Genomic DNA, 18,890 nt, shown 5'->3' with positions numbered 1-18,890 from the left:
TCTTCTTTTCTGTCATGCTGGTCGATTTTTTTCTGCATCTGAAAGAACGGCGTGTTCCGGTAACCATCACGGAATTTTTGGCGCTGCTTGAAGCCCTGCAGGCGGGGATGGCCAACTACAGCCTGGATGATTTTTACGCACTGGCCCGAATCTGCCTGGTGAAAAACGAGGCTCACTACGATCGTTTTGATGTGGCCTTTGCGGAATATTTCGAGAAAATCAGGGCATCAGGCGAAAATGGTGGAGCCATTCCGGAAGCCTGGCTGCAAAATGCCACTGAAAAGGTGCTTTCCGCAGACGAACTGGCGCTCCTGGATACCGCGTTGAATGACACACCGGAAACGCCCCGCGAGCTGACACCGGAAGAGGAAAAACCTGTTGATGAGGAAAGTGACAAGCTATTTGGCCGTGGCGGCAGCGGCAAGTTTGGCGCAGGCGGTATCAATCCGGAAGGTCTGCGTATGGACGATACCGAAGTGCCCAGACAGGGTAGCGTCAAGGCCTGGAACAGCCGTGAATTCAAGGGGCTGGATGATGAAGTCGAGCTGGGCACGCGCAATATGAAGGTGGCGTTAAGGCGCCTGCGAAAATTTGCCCGTGAAGGCGTGCCTGATGAGCTGGATCTGGATGAGACCATCCGCAGTACCGCCAAAAATGCCGGCTGGCTGGACCTGGTCATGCGTCCGGAACGTAAAAACAAGGTCAAGGTGCTGCTGTTTTTTGATACCGGCGGCTCGATGACGCCGCATCTGAAAATATGCGAAGAACTCTTTTCGGCTGCCCGAAGTGAATTCAAGCACATGGACTATTTTTATTTCCACAATTGTGTGTATGACACGGTATGGAAGTATGACGGCCCTTCTTTTACCACCCACTATCCGATTCAGTACATTACCAGCAAATTTGGCAAGGATTACAAGCTGATCTTTGTTGGCGACGCCACGATGGGCCCAACCGAAATCAGTGAGCCGCTCAATAATACTTACCAGCAGACGCACAGCCGGCATTCCGGGGAGACATGGATGCGAAGTCTTTTGCTGCATTTCAGGCATGCTGTCTGGCTGAACCCGGAAGAAGAACGTTTCTGGAATATCACCCAGTCCATTGAGATGATCCGTGACATTATGGAAGACCGTATGTTTCCCCTTACCCTGCGCGGGCTGGATGATGCCATGCGAGCACTCAGCAAGTAAAATATCGGCTATGGCGCACAATATTGAAATCAAGGCGAAAATCAACAGTGTCGAAGCGATGGAACCGCTGGTTGCCATGCTCTCGGATGGCAACCGGGAAGTGATTTATCAGGGTGATGTTTTTTTCATTGCCCGACGGGACGCCTGAAACTGCGGATTTTCAGTAAAACCGCAGGGGAACTGATTTTCTACCAGCGGGAAGACAGGACCGGGCCGACGTCTTCTTTTTATGTCCGCACCACGGCAGCAGATCCGGCAGGCCTGCACGAAGCGCTGACTCTCGTTTATGGGGAGATCGGCCAGGCCGTCAAGGAACGTGCCCTGTACATGATTGGCAGGACACGCATCCATCTGGACCGGGTTAAAGGGATCGGGGATTTTATTGAGCTTGAGGTGGTGCTGGAAGATGATGAGTCTCCCGAGTCCGGTATTGCTGAAGCCAGGCGTCTCATGGCAGATCCGGGGATCGCTTCGTCAAGTCTGGTTGCATCGGCTTATATTGACCTCATCAATGCGAAAACCGATAAAGGCTGACCGGCTTTTTCCCTTCTCTTTCTCTCCTGCCTCTTGAGGAAATCGCCAGGATAGTGAAAAATAGACAGACTCACGCTGTTTTTTTCACTGGACTCTGCCTCATTCTAAGGAAAACAGGATGTTTACTGCTAGCCGTGTTCTGCTTTGTGTCACCCTCTTTTCCCTTACTGTTCCCGTTGTGGCACAGCAGATGCCGATCCTCTCGAAAGCCTGCCCTGTCGGGACAAAAGAAGCGCAGGCGCTTTTCCAGACCGGTATGCTGATCCGTTCCGGAAAAGGAAGCGAGAAAAAGAATCCGCAGCTTGCCGAAGAGTATTTTGAAATGGCAATTGTCAAAGGCAGCGCCCAGGCGGCAATCGCGCTGGGTGATATGTACCGCTACGACTTCGCCAAAAAGCATCCCAAAGCAGTGCGTGAAAAGCAGTCGAAGGCCATGTACACGCTTGCCACCGAGCTGGGCTGCCCTGACGCGAGTGCGTTTCTCGCCGAGTACCACAACAAGGGAATGGGCGTAAAAAAGGACCCGGAAAAGGCACTGGAACTGGTAAAACAGGCCGCTGATGCCGACTCCCCCAAGGGGATGGAAGTGTATGGACGGCTCATTGCCGAATATAAAAAGGATGTGGATTCCGGCAGGATATGGCTCAAGCGTGCAATAGAGATGGGCAATGGTGATGCGGGACTGCCGCTGGCTGATACCTATGCGCGGGAAAAGGATATCGGTGGGGTTGTTGTGTCACTTCGCTCTGGCGCCGCACAGGGCAGCAGGCAGTGTCTGCAGGTATTGACCGCCATCTTTGCCGATGGCCGCTATGGGCAGAACAAGGATGCCATGCACGCTTCCTGCTACCGGAAACTGGAAAAATCGATCGATGAATACGCTGCGCCCCAGCCCATTGCCAACCTGGAAAAACTGTGCGCGATGAAGAAATTTTTCATGCCGTTCAGGAACAGGTAATACGTTCTTTAAAAAACCGGCGGTTCAGACATGAACCCCCTCACGCTGTAGATGTCTGCGGCATTGCTTCCGGCTGCTTCTATAGTCATATCAAGCTGGAAAAAATGGCTTCGGGCGATGCCGGTGAAAAACTTTCCAGATCGGCAATATCGCTACAGAAAAAATCGTGAATCGCTAATCTGCCGGCAGATTGGTTCATGGAATCCCGCTTTTCCGATTCGATGCGGCCTCCAGCAACGATCCGGTTTTTTTTAGCGCGTCATCAGAAGAGAGCACAATCCTGTGGCCATCACAATGAAAAGAATGGCCAGGTACCAGATAAAACGCTGGATAAGGCGGATTTCCTGCGGACGGCCTCTGAAAAGAAAATCCACAACCAGGAAATACAGGGAAACAAAGATGAGGGCGGCATTGCCCATGTGGATAACGGGAACCGCCTGGCTTAATCCTGCATTCTGCTGCCCGAGTAGCCAGGAGGCAAGCGCGTAGCCTGAAAGAATGAAAAGTACGGTGGTAAAAAGAAGTGATTTGACTGTCAGGTAGGCGCTGTGCTTTTCAAGTTGCGCCCCCCATCGCCTGATGCGCGGGGAATTTTCAATCGGGTTGGGCTGCTGGCATGGCATAGTGTGGCTTGTATCAGTAGTTTTTGAAAATACAATGGCTGCATTGTATTCCATTTATACCGGGCTGTGACCTCCTGCCGGATTTGATCTTTCTCGTTATACCCGCTTAACAGCGAGGTGCAAACCTCAGCCTGATGTATGTTAAGCTTATTAACAGATAGTTGTCCTGCTCCTGATCGATGAAAATACTGCTGGATTTATTCGACTTGCTCAAGCTGACGCTGCTTGGCGTGACAGTAATCCTGCCACTGGCCAATCCGCTCACAACGGTTGCCCTCCTTTTGGGACTCTCCGGCCACATGACGCCGGATGAACGCAATGAGCAGTCGTTAAAGGCATCCATTTATGTCTGTATTATCATGCTGGTAACGTTTTATGCCGGGCAGATTGTCATGTCGCTGTTTGGTATTTCGATTCCAGGCCTGCGTATCGCAGGTGGCCTGATTGTGTCGGTGATCGGCTTTAAGATGCTTTTTCCGGATCAGAGTCCTCATGAATCAACCGAAGCAGAGCTGAAATCAGCTGAGATCAATCTGCACAAGAAATCCGATATTGCCTTTGTGCCACTGGCAATGCCAAGTACCGCCGGTCCCGGCACAATGGCGATGATCATCACCTCCACTTCTGCTGTCATGGCGGATGGCGGGGTATCGACCTGGGTTTATCTACTGGTCCCCATCCCGATTTCGATCATTGTCTCGCTGATCATCTGGGGATGCCTTCGCAGCTCAAACTGGATCATGCGGCTTTTCGGCAACAGCGGCATTGATGCCATCTCGCGTGTGATGGGTTTTCTGCTGATCTGCATGGCAGTGCAGTTTGCCATCAACGGCGTCATCGAAATCATCAATATGTTCGGTATCAAGCCGATTGTTGGATAACGCGATTTTCCCTTCTTCCCCTGCGTTTTATGCTTTATTTGCGGCGTTTGGGTGCTGTCGCGGAAAAGGTGAAATTTTTGTCACCATCGAGCGTCATGCGGTATGTCCAGCCATTCACCACCACTTTTCCTTTTCCTTTCTCTTCCCCATGTTTCGCTATGTTTTCCAGCTTTTTCCAGACTTCATCCATTGAGACATCAGGCTGGCTGGCCTTGATAAGGATACCAACAAGAACCGGAAAAAATCTTCTTCACAACCACTTCAAAATATTTTTTATATCATCATGTTGCATAATAATTTTAAAGCCATACATCAAAAAACAAAACGGCCTCTTTCAAGGCCGTTTTGTCCTGTTTTCCTGATTCGCCAACGCCTATTTCAGCGACGGCAGGAGTTCCTGCGAGCTGTATCTGGCAGCGCCCTCTCCCATTGAAGCCCCCAGCTTCTTGAGCACACGGTCAGAGAGTTTTTCTTCTTCGGTATAGTCCACGATTGTCTGGGTTTTCAGGACATCCCTGGCAACACTGTCCACATTACCCAATTCGTCAGCCAGCCCCAGCTCAATGGCCTTGGTGCCAGTCCAGACCAGGCCGCTGAATATATTGCCATTTTCTTTCAGACGGTCACCCCGGCCGGTTTTGACCACCGCAATGAACTGCTCGTGTATCTCATCAATCAATTCCTGGACATACTGTTTCTGCTGGGGATTCTGCGGGGAAAACGGGTCCATGAATGCCTTGTTCTTGCCGGATGTCATGAGGCGGCGCTCAATGCCAATCTTGTCCATGAGGCCGGTAAAACCGAAGCCATTGACCAGCACACCGATTGAGCCGACCAGGCTGGCCTTGTCCACATAGATGTTATTGGCAGCGGCAGCAATGTAATAGCCGCCGGATGCGCACATTTCTTCCACCACAACATGCACGGGCTTGTCCGGGTACTGTTGCTTCAAACGCTGGATTTCATCATAGATACGGCCCGCCTGCACAGGACTTCCACCCGGACTGTTGATGCGCAGGATAATGCCAACGGTCTTTTTTTCACCGAATGCTTTCTGCAATGCCTTGATGATGTTTTCGGCAGAAGCCTTTCCTTCAGACTGGATGACGCCATTGATCTTGATCAGCGCGGCATGGGACTCCATCGGCACGGTTTCGCTGCTGGAAAGATCAAAGGTCTTTGCCATGCCAAAGATAATGAGGACAATGGCAATGCCGACAAATTTGAAAAAGATACTCCAACGGCGTTTGGCCCGCTGTTCCTTGAGGCCGGCCGTCAGCATTTTCTCGATCATTTCTCTTTCCCAGGCAATGCTTTTTTCGGAAACAGCCTCCGGCTGGGGAGATGATGTGGCTGGTGTTGTGGTGTCGTTGGTGGTGTTTTCCATAAGCTCTCTTTCGGGCCTTGTCAGGCATTTTTCTTGAGCCAGTCATGCAGGCTGATCACGGATTCTGCAGTATACAGCGGCTTTAAGCGTTTGAGTTCATCAAGGGGGTGGGCGCCATACTGGACCGCAATGCCTGCTGCCCCGGCATTGGCGGCCATCAGCAGATCGTGGGTGGTATCACCGACCATGACGGTGCGGGCCATGTCTTCTCCGAGTTCTTCGGTGATCTCCTGGAGCATGGCGGGATGCGGCTTGGAATGGGTCTGGTCGGCGGTACGGGTGGCCTGAAAAAAACGCCCGGTGCCGGTCTCGGCAAGAACACGGTCCAGCCCCCGGCGGCTTTTGCCAGTAGCAACAGCCAGCAGGTAGTCGCTTAAAGCCAGGTCTTCGAGCATCTCGATAACGCCGTCAAACAGCGTGATTTCCTGGCTGAACTGGAGGTAGAGGCGCCGGTACTGGTCTGCCATCTGCGGATAAATCGCCGGGTCTGCGCCGGGCATAACCGCTTCCATCGCCTCATAAAGGCCAAGCCCGATAACATGGGCGGCCGTTTCTTTATCCGGCACAGGCAGTTTTAACGCATCGGCGGCTGCCTGGATACTTTTGACGATGGCGGCCGTGCTGTCCATGAGCGTGCCGTCCCAGTCAAAAACGATAAGGTCGAAGTGGTTTTTTGCCATGTGGTGAAGAGGGATATACCATCCCTCATCCTCTTTTGGTTAGGGAATCAAGGCGACATTGTAGCCTTTTCGCCGGTCGGGGTGTTGAGGCTTTCCAGGTAGCGGGCGCATTCGGGAGGCAATGGTGCCGTGACGGTCATCTCTTCTCCGGAATGGGGGTGGATGAAAGTGAGTCGGTAAGCGTGCAGGAACATGCGCTTTAAGGCCGCACCGGTATCGCCCGCTTTCTGGAGCTGGCGGTTCAGGTCAAAATCGCCGTATTTGTCGTCCCCGGCAATGACATGGCCGCTGGCAGCCAGATGCACCCTTATCTGGTGGGTTCGCCCTGTTTTGAGTTCAGCCTCAAGCAGGGTGAAGTCATCGTATTTTTCCATGACATTGAATATGGTGTGGGATTCAATGCCGCCGGGCTGGACGCGTACCCGCCTTTCACCATCGGGCGTGAGGTATTTGAAAAGCGGCAGTTTCACATGCTGGCGCTGGTTGGCCCAGTTGCCCTGCACCAGGGTCTGGTAGCGCTTGTCGATACTGCCTTCGCGCATCTGTTCGTGCATACGCCGCAGGGCCGGACGCTTTTTTGCCAGCATCAGGATACCTGAGGTTTCCCGGTCCAGGCGGTGGACGAGTTCGAGGTATTTCAGTTCGGGCCGGGAAGCGCGAAGCTGCTCAATGACGCCGAAATCCACACCGGAGCCGCCATGCACCGCCACACCGGCCGGCTTGTTGATGATAAGCAGGTGCTCATCTTCAAAGAGGGTTTCAAAGCGGGCCGGGGGAATAGCTTTTTCCTCCCGCTCGGCCATCCGGACAGGGGGGATACGGATGATGTCGCCAGCTTTAAGCCGGTAGGTCTGGTCGATCCTGCCCTTGTTGACCCGGACCTCGCCCGAGCGCAGGATGCGGTAGACATGGCTTTTGGGCACTCCCTTGCAGTGTTTGAAGAGGTAGTTGTCGATGCGCTGCCCGTCTTCGTTTTCGGTGATGGTGACAAGCCGAACCTGCGCCGGATTTGATCCAACAGGCCTTTCCTGCTGTTTTTTGGCACTTTGGCCCACCCTACCCCTGTTAGTTTGGCTCATTTGAATATATAATCCCGGAACGGTTCGTGCACTTTTTTCTGCACAACTGTTTTTTTGTGTGTACGCTGCAGATTTTAGCATTCTACACAGGGGGCATATCCATTGGCCTCGCCAAAAGGCAAATTGAATGGATGAGCTGTGTACGCACTTTTTTTAGCCGGTCAACGTTGCGCCCTGATGCTGCAACCGGATCAGGCAGAAAAAAGCAGGATTTTGCGTAGGAAATTTGAAGAATATAAAGCGGCAAGCATGATAGTAAAAACCGTATATAAATTGCTTGCCAACTGCGTGTTTGATAAGACTGCTGTTTTTTTAATGGTAAACACCCTGTTCTGCCCGATCAGGCTGTTTTTTTGAAAACGCACTGAAATGTATATTGCAGGCATTATTGCCGATATTACTGATTATCAGGCCCTCTCCTGTCCGGTGAGAAAACGTGCGCTTGCGCCTTTCCACCATCCGCCCGGGCATTTTTTCTTTTCCTCTTTCCATCCTGGCGTACACCCCAATGAACGACCGCTCCCCTAGGGTCGGTTAATACGATGAGGGCGTCTGTGAAAAGCAGTTTATGCTGCAAAGAGCAAGGCGCCGAGGGAAATCTGGATGCAGGCGTAGCAACCTACGTCAAATTCAGGTTTTGCGAGGCAACACCGCTATTTACGGCGTAAGCGCTTTGTAACAGGCATCATCGTTTTAACAGGTCCTACAGTGTGAAGCGGTGTAAAAGCGGCCCTTTGGGCCCCGGAGTGTATTTATTATGAAACGTATGTTGTTTAACGCAACACAGCAGGAAGAACTGCGTGTGGCGATTGTCGACGGGCAAAAGCTCCTCGATATTGATATTGAAACAGCAGGAAAAGAACAGCACAAATCCAATATCTATAAAGCCGTCATTACACGCATCGAGCCATCGCTTGAAGCGTGTTTTGTCAATTACGGTGAAGACCGGCATGGTTTTCTGCCTTTCAAGGAAGTGGTCAGAGGCCTTTTCAAGGAAGGCGTTGATGTCCGTAACGCTTCCATCAAGGATGCCCTTGCCGAAGGCCAGGAGATCATGGTCCAGGTGGAAAAGGAAGAGCGCGGCAATAAGGGCGCTGCACTGACCACCTTTGTCTCACTGGCTGGCCGCTACCTTGTCCTGATGCCGAACAATCCGCGTGGCGGTGGTGTCTCCCGCCGGGTTGAAGGCGAAGAACGCCAGGAACTGCGTGAAAACATTGATAAGCTTGACCTGCCGCCGGGCATGTCTGTCATTGCCCGCACTGCCGGTATCGGCAGAAGCGTGGAAGAGCTGCAATGGGACCTGAATTACCTGCTCCAGCTCTGGCGTGCCATTGATGGCGCCGGCAGCTCGGCGCCGGGCGCTTTTCTGATCTACCACGAATCTTCGCTGGTGATCCGCGCGATCCGCGACTACTTCCAGCCGGATATTGGCGAGATCCTGATTGATACGGACGAGATTTATGAGCAGGCCCGCCAGTTCATGAGCCACGTCATGCCGGATATGGTAAACCGGGTCAAGCGCTATCGTGACGATATTCCGCTCTTTTCGCGTTTCCAGATCGAGCACCAGATTGAAACCGCCTATTCCCGCGTGGTTCCGCTGCCATCCGGTGGCTCTATTGTGATCGACCATACCGAGGCACTGGTATCGATTGACGTCAACTCCGCGCGCTCAACCCGTGGCGGCGACATCGAGACAACGGCATTCAACACCAACTGTGAAGCCGCAGAAGAAGCCGCCCGCCAGCTTCGCCTGCGTGACCTGGGCGGCCTGATCGTGATTGACTTCATCGACATGGAAGTCTCGAAAAACAAGCGTGAGATCGAAAACCGCCTGAAAGATGCCCTGCGCCATGACCGTGCACGGGTGCAGATGGACAAGATTTCCCGCTTTGGCCTGATTGAGCTTTCACGCCAGCGCCTGCGCCCTGCGCTTTCAGAAGGCAGCCATATCACCTGCCCGCGATGCAATGGCACCGGCCATATCCGTGATGTGGATTCTTTTTCTCTGCAGGTGCTGCGCATCATTGAAGAAGAATCCATGAAGGAAAGTTCGGCAGCCATTCATATCCAGTTGCCGGTGGGTGTTGCCGCTTTCCTTTTGAATGAAAAACGCGGCGAAGTCATCAAGATTGAGGCGCGCCACCGTGTTGCGATAACGGTCATCCCGAACAAATACCTGGAAACGCCCCGCTACAAGCTGGAACGCTTAAAACATGACGATCCGCGTCTTGATGACAATCACCTGAGCTTTGAACTGGCTGAAGAGTCAACTGATGTGGACATGAGCTTCAACAAGACACAGAAAGAAGCGCCCAAGCCGCGTCAGGAAGCCCTGGTGAAAACCATTTCACCGGATGCGCCGCCACCGGCCCCGCCGCCGGCACCAGCCGCTGCCGCGCCTGTAGCCGCACCGGCTTCAGGTGGTGTCTGGGACAAGATACTGGCCTTTTTTGGTATTGAAAAAGCCGAGGAAGAAGTGGCTCCGCCACCGAAACCTTCCGGTGATACCCGCGCCAAACGCAATAATGGCGACCGTGACCGCAACCGTAACCGCAACCGTAATCGCCGGGGACGTGACCGCAATCGCGAAGATCAGGCGCCAGAAACAGCCATAGAAAACACCATGGACGTGGTCAATGACGAAATGACCATGCCAAAGGCGCCAAAGCAACCCCGGCAGCCGAAAGAAGGCGGCACAGGGGAAAGAAAGCGCAACCGCCGTTCAGGTGGCGCCAAGGGTGAGCAGAAGGAAAAAGCCGCTGCTACAGAAGAAATGGAACTGCTGGATGCCAACAACGAAGTCGTGAAAGAGCCTCGTGATACCGGAATCATTGACGCATCGGGACCGGCTGACGCGAAAACGGCTGATACCGCTTCGGGTGAGGACGAGCCGCGCCGCCGCCGTCGCCGTGGCGGACGCAACCGCAACCGCCGTGATCGTGACAGTATTGCGGACAGTGCGGAAGTCGCGGAAATCGTATCAGGCGAAGCCCGTGAAATCGATGAACTGGTTGATGGCCTCATGGCGGATACCCTCAGCCAGAATGATCTGGCAGGAAGGGATGTCTCCGAAGTGGCAACTCGCGATGCCAGGGTCGAAGATGTGGCTTTCAGGCCGGTTGAAACCGTTGAGGCAGTTGTCAAGGAAATACCCGCCGAGAATCCGCGTGTGACGCCAGTGGCTTTTTATGATCCGAATGATGAGGCTGTCGTGGATCTGGACGCCCTTCCTGCGGACAATCCGGCAGGGGTGCCGCTTCCTGTCGCTGAAGAAGTGCCAGTGGTTGCTGCAGAAGCCAGGACAGCCGATGCATCGCCCGAAACCGTGGCACTGGAGGTTTCAGACTTCCTCACGGCCCCTGTCTTGGATGCGGAGGTAACAGAAGAGACTCCTGTCGGGGAAGTGGTGATTGAGGAAACGATCCGGGTAGAAGAAGCGGTCATTGATGAAACACCGGCCGAGCCGGAAGTCATCGTGGTGGATGAGCCGGTTGTCGAGCCTGAGACGGTTGTCCTTGCCGAGCCGATGGAAGAAGCCGGCGTTGAGGTCAAACCCCTTACTGAAGCGGAACGCCATCCGATGGTTGAGGCGGAAGTGACTGAGGATTTCAGTGATGTGCTGGCTTCTGCCGGGCTGACCATGGCTGCAACTGACCCGGAAAAACTGCGCCAGGCACAGGAAAGGGCAGCACAGGTGGCCGTGGAGGAGGAAGCCCCCCGCCCTGCCCGCCGCCGCAGGATGCCGCCACCGGTTGCAGATGAGCCGCTGGTACAGGTGGATACGAAAAAATAAGCCGGATCACTGGCTTTGATGGGAAAGGGAGCGTGAATAACGCTCCCTTTTTTTATACCGTCATGTTGCGATTCCCGGAAACCGCCGGTTATTCCTCATCGTCATGCTCAACCGCTTCTTCAAGCCATTGCCTGAAAACGGGAGTATCGCGCGGATTCAGCAAAAAGGCTCACCTGGATATTGCCGAAATCTTTCTGCGTCATTTATCTTGTGACATCTTTTTCAGCTTGGCAATGGCATCCTTGTCGCCCTGTAGAGCAACTTTCTTGTACCACTTGACAACCTCCTTGCGATCCGGCTTTACGCCGTTGCCGCGTTCCTGTGCTTCGCCAGGAAGCACCTGTGCATCTGGCAAGCCCTGGTTTTCCGCTTTCTGGAACAATGCAACGGCTGCTTCAAAAGCCTTTCTGACACCCTGTCCTCGCATGTAATACCCAGGATTGAACCGGGCCGGTGCATATCCCTGTTGGGCAGACAGGCTCACGCCATGTTTCTGAAGCTTAATCTTTGTCTGCTTCTTCCATTTTGAGCCGGAAATCATCTACCCATTCATTCCGGGATAATCCCTGTTCTTTCATGGCCTTTTCTGCCCTGGCTCTCCATTCAGCCGCTTTCTTCTTGTCTACCGCCTGCCCCAGTTTGCCGTATTCGTATACTTCATACAACCGATACATGGATTTTGCGTGATCTTTCGCGGCAGCTTTCTGATACCAGTTAAGTGCCGCAGTCTGGTCTTTTTCGACACCGATACCGTAATCCAGATCACGTCCCATCATATACATGTCAACAGCATCGTCACCTGCTGCTGCCTTTACACGAAGTTCGTGCGCTTTTTTAAAGTCTCTCGACACACCCCACCCGTCAGCATACAGTTCAGACAAGCGGCCATTACAGCAGGCGTTATCAGGATTGGCCTGCAAACACTGGTTTAAAACTGCATGCGCCTTATTGTAATCGTGTTTGATGATCTTGCCATACATGAGCACATAAGCCAGGTTGCAATGGCCGAGGGCATTCCCGTGATCGGCGGCTTTCTGATACCACTTCGCTGCCTGTTGTTCATTCTGTCTGATGCCCCATCCATTGTCGTAGAAGAGGCCGACCGCATTCATTGCTTCAGGCATACCCCTGTCAGCGGCATCCCGATAGTATTTCAAGGCCATGGCCTTATCCGCATTGACACCAATGCCTTTCTGGTAAGCCATGCCAAGATGGTATAACGCTGTGGTATTGCCCTGGGCACCCGACTTGTGGAACCACTTCAACGCTTCCTTTTCATTCCTCATGCCGGGCTTCATATAAATCATGCCGATATTGTTCTGGACACCTGGATGGTCTGGATACTTCAGATAAATTTCAAGAGCCTTCCTGTATTGCCCTTTGTCATACAGCGCATCCGCATCACCCAGTTCCCCACTGAATGCGTAACCGGCAATGGCACAAGTCAATACAACCAAGAACAGTTTTAAAACGGTTTTCATATCAATCCTTTTATGGTTCGGGATAAGCAAGAGCTTATCCCGATTTGCCAAGGATGGGAACGGTTTGGCTATTTCATACGACGCGGCATGATCTTTTTCAACAGAGGTAATGGGCCGTTATCTGTGTTGTCACGAGGCACAACGTCGGTTTTGTCGATATCCTTCTGTTTGACATCCTTCGTCATCAGATGGAACATCTGTTCCTTCTGCTCCTGAGTCAGAAATCGGTTCAAAAAGCGGATGCCCTCGCTGGAAGCCAGGGGAAGTTTGCTTGTCGCTTTAGCCACCATGAAGTCCCAGCCTTCTGCCGGTTTCCCGGCTTTGCCGTATACAATGGCCGCCTGCAAAATCTCATCCTTCTGGCAAAAGATACGCGCGATGCCGGTCATGGTCCCTTCGACTTGCTGGTTAAGGATTGGGTTACCCTTGCTGCCAGGGCTGTCGATCATGCTGAGAGCAAGCCCATAGGCGTAATTCCCGACTACGCTCTGACGGAAATACTTGCCGCCCAGTTCCACTACCTTGTCTGGATGCTTTTTCCAGTCAATTTTCCAAAAGTCCCGAAGTTCCGGCAAGGGGTTGTTTTCCAGCCACGCTTCCTCTTGTTTCAGCCACGCATCCATTTCTTTGGTCCTGGTGCCGTCGGGAGAAAAGAGCTTGTTGAATAGTTGTTGGGTCGCCCGTTGTGATACTTCATTTTCCCGCGAGGTGTATTCAATGCCTTTTGAGAAGTCGTCATTCGGGTTGGCCATGTCGCTTTCATGATTGAGTGTGTCAGCGGCATAAATGGCGTTCATGGCATTGACGACGTTATCCTTTTTATAGGTGTTTAACAGTGCGTCGCTCACGGGTTTTGATGTTTTCAGCAAATCGGCTTCGGGTGTGGGAACAACATTGGGTCTGTCTTTGATCGGAGCCCAGTTTTCTCCCGTCACTATTTCAGGAAAAAGTTCAACGCCCTGTTTTTCCCTTATTGATTTCTGGACATACTGTACTGTGGGTTTCACCACGTTTTCGATGGTTAGGTCGCTAAGCGGCTTCAGTGTTTGGCCCACATCGTTGTATGGGTATGTGCTGGCAGCAGGGGTAACCTGATCGGTTTTCAGTTTCGCCTGCCTTGACTGGAATTCCTGCCAGGCGTCTGGATGTGGCTTCAGTCCGGCTATTTGCTTCAGCATTGCATCGTTGTCCCCATTTTTGATCGGATCATAGCTAGATGGCGCAAAATTGTTTTTTTGCGAATACAGTTTAAATCCCGTTGTTGGCGCAGTTGCCGCCTCAAAGGGATTGGGCAAGGATTTCGTATAGTCCGGTATTTCCATCGGCTTGTAGTCAGCTATAGCGCCTGGCGTTTGTTCGGCGGCCTGTGCTGGCGGGTTGGCCAGCTCGCTTTTACTTTTGGGATATTCGCCTTCATCCCACAGCCAGGGCATTTTGAGCATGGCCCTGCCTGCCGGGTTTTCCTCCCAGTCCTCAAGGGAGTCGTAATTGATTCTGTTTTCGTGATTGAACATAGCGTATTACCTTTATGGTTATCGGCAGGCTCAAAATTCGCCTGCAACTACCACAATATACGCACGTTGTGAACCTCAAAAGGCTAACTGTCACAATCTTTGTCCTGCGCCTCTGACAGCCCCGCCAGATAAGCGTTTCCGTGACATGAGGACACGCCGTTTTTTGGAGGTAAAAGCATTCGGACGTCAACGTACCGAAGAAACGCGCCATCGCCGCATTATCCAGACAATTTCCCTTGCGCGACATACTCCGGGTGATTTCACGCTGCTGCAACATTCTTCGCCAGGGTTTCAGCAATCCAACCATCTGCCGGTCTTGATGGTTTTTGACTCCCCCAAAAGATGAATCGGGCAGTTCATGGTATCTTTGGGGATAAAGCTGTTTTTCCGGTTTTTGCCGGATTTTCTTATTACTGGCATGCAAGAGAAAGTCATTTCCATTATTCCTGTGGCAACGCCTGCTGCTGCGAGGCAGGCTCCTGCTATCCCGGTAGCAGACAGGTTGGCGCGCCCGCTGCGTGATCTGCGCATATCGGTGACGGACCGCTGCAACCTGCGCTGTGTCTACTGCATGCCGAAACAGGTTTTCGGCAGGGATTTCCAGTTTATCCCGCATTCGGAAATGCTGTCTTTCGAGGAAATCAGCCGTCTTGCCGGTATTTTCGTGAATCTTGGCGTTGAAAAGATACGCCTGACTGGTGGCGAGCCGCTGATGCGGCGTCATGTGGAAAATCTTGTTGAACAACTGGCAATGCTCAAAACGCCGGATGGCCATGATATTGACCTGACACTCACCACCAACGGCGCGCTCCTCGCCAAAAAGGCCCGGTCGCTGTATGACGCAGGCTTGAAACGCATTACGGTCTCCCTGGATGCGCTGGATGACAGAGTATTTCGCCGGATGAATGATGTGGATTTTCCGGTCGCGCAGGTATTGGCAGGCATTGAGGCGGCGCAGTCTGCCGGTTTTTCTCCGCTCAAGGTGAATACGGTTGTCAAGAAAGGGATGAATGAGCAGGAAATCCTGCCGATTGCCCGCCATTTCAGGCACACGGGTATCATTCCCCGCTTTATTGAGTATATGGATGCGGGAAATACCAATGGGTGGCTCTCAGACGAGATTGTGCCGTCTGACACGCTGGTCAGCCTGATACATGCCGAGATACCGCTGGAACCCCTGTCACCGAATTATCCGGGCGAGACAGCCTCCCGGTGGCGCTACCGCGACGGCAGCGGTGAAATCGGGGTCATTGCCAGTGTGACGCAGGCCTTTTGCGGCGACTGCACCCGGATTCGCATGTCAACAACAGGCCGGCTGTATACCTGCCTTTTTGCCACGGCCGGTTTTGACCTGAAACCGCTCATCCGTGATGGCTGGTCTGATGAGCAACTCGCCCATGTGCTGGCGCGCCACTGGCAAAACCGCGAAAACCGGTATTCGGAACTGCGAAACACCCGTACGGCGATGCCTGGCCAGAAGGTGGAAATGTCCTATATAGGCGGATGAGATGGCGGCGTTTTCCTTTAACAGGCAGCAAAAAACATGAGCAAAGCGCTGGCAAAAGAAGCGGTTACGGGGCTGGTTCTGGCTGGTGGACGCGGCACAAGAATGGGCTCGGTAGACAAGGGCCTCCAGCTTTTTCGCGGCAAACCGCTTTTCATACACGCGGCAGAAAGGCTGGCTCCCCAGGTCGGTGCTTTGCTGCTGAATGCCAACCAGAATATTGCACGTTATGCTGAAAGCGGGCTGGCGGTTGTTTCAGATGAGCCTCTCACGTTTTCCGGCCCGCTGGCAGGCTTTGCCACCGGCCTGAAGCACTGCAAAACGCCTTATCTGGTCACGGTCCCCTGCGATTCTCCCTTTTTTCCTGAAACGCTGGTGGAAGCACTGGGCAAAGCGCTCCTGCGGGAAAATGCCGATATAGCGATTGCCGCTACAGGTCGTGTGACAGACGTCACACTACAGCCGGTTTTCTGCCTGATGCGGCGGGAACTTCTTCCGCATCTTCTGGCTTTTCTTGAAACCGGCCAGCGTAAAATAGATGCCTGGTATGGATCACTTCATGTGGCCCATGCGCACTTCATGGATGAGACGGCATTTCACAATATCAACACACTGGCAGAGCTGGAAACCCTGGAAAAAACAACCGGCAAAAAAGAATAAATTACTTCAATAAATAATTGCAATGCACTGATTTATAAGAAATAACCTCCAATGAAAAACAAAAGTCATTCATTGCCTGTGGCGCATGCACAACGTGTCATCAGTGAAGTCGTTCGTCCGCTCGACATGAAGGAAAAGGTGCCGCTGAAGGAAGCGTTTTTCCGGGTGCTGGCAGAAGATATCACTTCCCCGATTGATGTGCCTTTTCAGGATAATGCGGCGATGGACGGATACGCTTTTTCCGCGAGGGGGCTGGACCTGGGAATAAAGCAGGTACTGAAAATCGCCGGTGCGGCTTTTGCCGGGCATCGCTTTGAAGGCACCCTTGTCCAGGGGGAGTGTGTGCAGATCATGACAGGCGGTGTGATGCCCGAAGGCTGCGATACCGTGATCCAGCAGGAAAATGTGGTGGTGAAAGATGGCACTGTCACTCTCCCTGCCGCAAATGTCGCACCGGGCGCCAATGTCCGGCTGCGCGGTGAAGATGTGAAAGCGGGGGAAACCTGCCTGACAGAAGGGACGCTGCTGCAGCCAGCCCATCTTGGGCTGTTGGCTTCACTGGGCATGGCAGAAGTTGCAGTGAAAAAACGCCCGGTTGTCGCGATTTTTTCAACCGGGGACGAGCTTTGCCCGGTTGGCACGCCGCTCTTGGCCGGGAGCATTTACGACAGCAACCGGTATTCGCTTTACGGCATGGTCAAACGCCTGGGCTGCGAGATCATCGATATGGGTGTAGTCAGGGATGATCCCAAACTGATCCGGGCGGCATTTCTTGAGGCGGCAGGCAGGGCCGACGCCATCATCACCACAGGGGGCGTGTCCGTCGGCGAAGCCGACTATACAAAGGAAGTGATGGCCGATCTGGCTGAAATGGCTTTCTGGAATATCAGCATGCGCCCCGGACGCCCGATGGCTTTTGGGCGCATCCTCTCAGGCGAACGGCAAACCTGTGTTTTTGGGCTGCCTGGCAATCCGGTTGCCGTGATGGCCACGTTTTACTTTTTTGTCCGGGATGCGCTCTATTACCTGATGGGAACGTACCCTGCTCCCCTTCCTCACATGCGGGTCAAAACCGTTTCTCCGCTTTCCAAGCGGCGGGGGCGCACGGAGTACCAGCGCGGCATCCTGGCACCAAATGAACAGGGTGAATGGGTTGTGCGCACCACGGGTGACCAGGGCTCCGGCATGCTTTCTTCAATGACACAGGCCAACTGTATGATTATCCTGCCTGCTGAAGGTGAGGCGGTACCGGCCGGGGATACCGTGGAAGTTGTGTTGTTTGAGGGGCTGGTGTAAGGGAGACAACCCCTACAGCTCTCGCAACTGCCAGCGCTGGTTCTGGATACCGTAATAGCGGTCTGTCATGATGTCATCGCTGACGCCATGCTGCGCCATCAGGGCTTCAAGTTTTTCCATGCGCTGGCCAAAGGTGCGCAGTTCGTTGCGCAATGCGGTTTTTTCCGCGTCTGAAAACGGGAGTGCATTGAGGATATCGGCCCAGTTGGCAAGTTCATTGCCGTTTTCATCCACCCATTCGAGGGTACGGGATATGTCATCCCTGTCGAGATACATGGGGGCAAAATCATAAAGCGGCGTCAGCCGGGTTTGTCCATTCACCGTCTGCACAGCGGTGTTGTACGGGCTGTTGTCGGTATTGCCAAGGGCAAGGTTCATGATGTCTCGCCTGAGGTATTCCAGGGTGGCCTGGTGCGGATCGCTCACGTACTGCCGGAGGGTCTCCAGTATCCGGTTATGCGTCACGCCGGTCTCGGGATCAATCAGCCCGGCCAGCGAAACCATGCTTTCCTGCTGGTGGCGGATCACCCTGCCGGGCGTGACGAGACGGTCAAAGCGCGGCACGAACAGCATGTCATTTTTCCATTCGGGCATGTCGCCCGTGGTGAAAAGCCCCATATCCCTTGCCAGGCGCATGTAGGCCGCCTCGTGCTGGAGAATGGTCCAGTCGGCCATGTTTCTCGCGCGTGAAAGCTTGAGAATGACATGCCGCGCCACCCTGCTGTCCGGTAGCGTTGCATCGGCATACCAGAGGCCATCTTTCCCCTGCACCAACAGCAGCTTGGGCGCGAGCCCCTGAACACTGGTTGCCCCGGCACTGAATATGCCGTGGGCGTCAAAATGTTCGGCAAAGGCGTCGCTGCGGGAGAGTACTTCTTCTGTGGTAAAGCCCTGCTCCCACCATTTGGGGTCCAACTGCCGCATCCGCACCTTATAGGCATCTGCCGCCTCGCGAACGCGTATCTGCCCGACCGGGTTGATGGCGCCCGTCAGGAGCATGCGCCAGTCAGCCTCCGGGCCGTCAGACAGCTCCAGCACTTCCTGCAGGTATTGTCTGCCATCGCCCTGCGGGATGAGATCAAGCAGAAAGGATGGCCAGTGCGGTAATTCCAGCGTGGTGGATTGCGGACTGAAGCGCAATGAAGGCGCCTGGTGCCCTTCAAAGAGATAATCCGGATTAAAGGTCGTGACAGACGAACTGTTTCTGCCGACGGCGATATCGTCGACCGTGACAGTACAGCATTCCTGCCACCAGTTGTTCTTGAAGATTTCTATCGTGCACTGCATGGCTGTCCGGACAA

General features: G+C 53.4%; 21 protein-coding genes. 11 read left to right on the top strand and 10 right to left on the bottom strand.

The window, feature by feature from the left end; genetic code table 11:
• Positions 1–14 precede the first annotated feature (14 nt).
• The 5 genes from NB640_RS12730 (at position 15) to NB640_RS12715 (ending at position 2,855) form a co-directional block, all read left to right on the top strand.
• Positions 15–1,193: a vWA domain-containing protein gene (locus tag NB640_RS12730; protein ID WP_269309063.1), complete on the top strand. Its 1,179-nt coding sequence runs from the start codon at positions 15–17 to the stop codon at positions 1,191–1,193.
• A 10-nt stretch (positions 1,194–1,203) separates the two neighbouring features.
• Positions 1,204–1,341, top strand: coding sequence for a CYTH domain-containing protein (locus NB640_RS12970; RefSeq protein ID WP_332880216.1), 138 nt, complete (start codon positions 1,204–1,206; stop codon positions 1,339–1,341).
• Positions 1,338–1,727, top strand: coding sequence for a class IV adenylate cyclase (locus NB640_RS12725; RefSeq protein WP_332880245.1), 390 nt, complete (start codon positions 1,338–1,340; stop codon positions 1,725–1,727). Before NB640_RS12970 ends, NB640_RS12725 begins: the two co-directional genes overlap by 4 nt.
• 118 nt (positions 1,728–1,845) lie before the next feature.
• A complete protein-coding gene (locus NB640_RS12720; RefSeq protein WP_269309062.1) occupies positions 1,846–2,685 on the top strand; it encodes a tetratricopeptide repeat protein in 840 nt (279 codons plus the stop codon).
• Complete coding sequence (locus NB640_RS12715; RefSeq protein ID WP_269310470.1) at positions 2,643–2,855, top strand: hypothetical protein; 213 nt, start codon at positions 2,643–2,645, stop codon at positions 2,853–2,855. Before NB640_RS12720 ends, NB640_RS12715 begins: the two co-directional genes overlap by 43 nt.
• Before the next feature lie 81 nt (positions 2,856–2,936).
• On the opposite strand, the gene NB640_RS12710 is transcribed toward NB640_RS12715, so the two are convergent.
• Entirely contained in the window at positions 2,937–3,308 is a 372-nt protein-coding gene (locus NB640_RS12710) for a hypothetical protein (RefSeq protein WP_269309061.1), read from the bottom strand.
• 179 nt (positions 3,309–3,487) lie between these two features.
• Between NB640_RS12710 and NB640_RS12705 the strand changes: the two genes are divergently transcribed.
• Positions 3,488–4,189 (top strand): MarC family NAAT transporter, encoded by a 702-nt coding sequence (locus NB640_RS12705; protein ID WP_269309060.1) that lies wholly within the window; start codon positions 3,488–3,490, stop codon positions 4,187–4,189.
• Positions 4,190–4,223: 34 nt separating this feature from the next.
• Here the strand turns inward: NB640_RS12705 and NB640_RS12700 are convergent, their stop codons facing one another.
• The 4 genes from NB640_RS12700 to rluC all read right to left on the bottom strand — a co-directional run bounded on the left by NB640_RS12700 (position 4,224) and on the right by rluC (position 7,335).
• Positions 4,224–4,379 (bottom strand): hypothetical protein, encoded by a 156-nt coding sequence (locus NB640_RS12700; protein WP_269309059.1) that lies wholly within the window; start codon positions 4,377–4,379, stop codon positions 4,224–4,226.
• A gap of 183 nt (positions 4,380–4,562) precedes the next feature.
• Positions 4,563–5,576 carry a signal peptide peptidase SppA gene (gene sppA / locus NB640_RS12695; protein WP_269309058.1) on the bottom strand — a complete coding sequence of 338 codons (1,014 nt, stop codon included), beginning with the start codon at positions 5,574–5,576 and terminating at the stop codon, positions 4,563–4,565.
• A 20-nt stretch (positions 5,577–5,596) separates the two neighbouring features.
• Positions 5,597–6,256, bottom strand: coding sequence for an HAD-IA family hydrolase (locus NB640_RS12690; RefSeq protein WP_269309057.1), 660 nt, complete (start codon positions 6,254–6,256; stop codon positions 5,597–5,599).
• A gap of 47 nt (positions 6,257–6,303) precedes the next feature.
• Positions 6,304–7,335, bottom strand: a complete 1,032-nt coding sequence (gene rluC / locus NB640_RS12685; RefSeq protein ID WP_269309056.1) for a 23S rRNA pseudouridine(955/2504/2580) synthase RluC — start codon at positions 7,333–7,335, stop codon at positions 6,304–6,306.
• A 138-nt stretch (positions 7,336–7,473) separates the two neighbouring features.
• Between rluC and NB640_RS12680 the strand changes: the two genes are divergently transcribed.
• Together NB640_RS12680 and NB640_RS12675 are read left to right on the top strand one after the other, a co-directional pair.
• Complete coding sequence (locus NB640_RS12680) at positions 7,474–7,692, top strand: hypothetical protein (protein ID WP_269309055.1); 219 nt, start codon at positions 7,474–7,476, stop codon at positions 7,690–7,692.
• Between the two features lie 400 nt (positions 7,693–8,092).
• Positions 8,093–11,134 carry an Rne/Rng family ribonuclease gene (locus tag NB640_RS12675; protein WP_269309054.1) on the top strand — a complete coding sequence of 1,014 codons (3,042 nt, stop codon included), beginning with the start codon at positions 8,093–8,095 and terminating at the stop codon, positions 11,132–11,134.
• A gap of 199 nt (positions 11,135–11,333) precedes the next feature.
• Here the strand turns inward: NB640_RS12675 and NB640_RS12670 are convergent, their stop codons facing one another.
• From NB640_RS12670 to NB640_RS12655, 4 genes are all read right to left on the bottom strand, one after another.
• Positions 11,334–11,618, bottom strand: coding sequence for a tetratricopeptide repeat protein (locus tag NB640_RS12670; protein ID WP_269309053.1), 285 nt, complete (start codon positions 11,616–11,618; stop codon positions 11,334–11,336).
• Positions 11,619–11,634: 16 nt separating this feature from the next.
• On the bottom strand, positions 11,635–12,615 hold the full coding sequence (locus tag NB640_RS12665; RefSeq protein ID WP_269309052.1) for a tetratricopeptide repeat protein: 981 nt from the start codon (positions 12,613–12,615) through the stop codon (positions 11,635–11,637).
• A gap of 68 nt (positions 12,616–12,683) precedes the next feature.
• Positions 12,684–14,057 carry a hypothetical protein gene (locus NB640_RS12660; protein WP_269309051.1) on the bottom strand — a complete coding sequence of 458 codons (1,374 nt, stop codon included), beginning with the start codon at positions 14,055–14,057 and terminating at the stop codon, positions 12,684–12,686.
• Positions 14,058–14,420: 363 nt separating this feature from the next.
• The gene (locus NB640_RS12655; protein ID WP_269310469.1) at positions 14,421–14,549 is read right to left on the bottom strand and encodes a hypothetical protein; all 129 of its coding nucleotides are present in this window, start codon (positions 14,547–14,549) and stop codon (positions 14,421–14,423) included.
• On the opposite strand from NB640_RS12655, the gene moaA reads away from it, so the two are divergent.
• The 3 genes from moaA to moeA are packed head-to-tail and all read left to right on the top strand — an operon-like array spanning position 14,548 to position 17,589.
• Positions 14,548–15,636, top strand: a complete 1,089-nt coding sequence (gene moaA, locus NB640_RS12650; RefSeq protein ID WP_269309050.1) for a GTP 3',8-cyclase MoaA — start codon at positions 14,548–14,550, stop codon at positions 15,634–15,636. The two genes, NB640_RS12655 and moaA, sit on opposite strands and share 2 nt — an antisense overlap.
• A 36-nt stretch (positions 15,637–15,672) precedes the next feature.
• Positions 15,673–16,293 (top strand): molybdenum cofactor guanylyltransferase MobA, encoded by a 621-nt coding sequence (gene mobA / locus NB640_RS12645; RefSeq protein ID WP_269309049.1) that lies wholly within the window; start codon positions 15,673–15,675, stop codon positions 16,291–16,293.
• A gap of 51 nt (positions 16,294–16,344) precedes the next feature.
• A complete protein-coding gene (gene moeA, locus NB640_RS12640; protein WP_269309048.1) occupies positions 16,345–17,589 on the top strand; it encodes a molybdopterin molybdotransferase MoeA in 1,245 nt (414 codons plus the stop codon).
• Between the two features lie 12 nt (positions 17,590–17,601).
• Here moeA and NB640_RS12635 read toward each other — a convergent pair whose 3' ends face one another.
• Positions 17,602–18,876, bottom strand: coding sequence for a type II toxin-antitoxin system HipA family toxin (locus NB640_RS12635; protein ID WP_269309047.1), 1,275 nt, complete (start codon positions 18,874–18,876; stop codon positions 17,602–17,604).
• Positions 18,877–18,890: the final 14 nt, after the last annotated feature.

Origin of the sequence: Oxalobacter vibrioformis (assembly GCF_027118995.1) — a bacterium.
Taxonomy (GTDB): Bacteria; Pseudomonadota; Gammaproteobacteria; order Burkholderiales; family Burkholderiaceae_D; genus Oxalobacter; species Oxalobacter vibrioformis.
The sequence above is the reverse complement of the archived record's forward strand: the minus strand, read 5'-3'. Positions and strand labels throughout refer to the sequence as shown.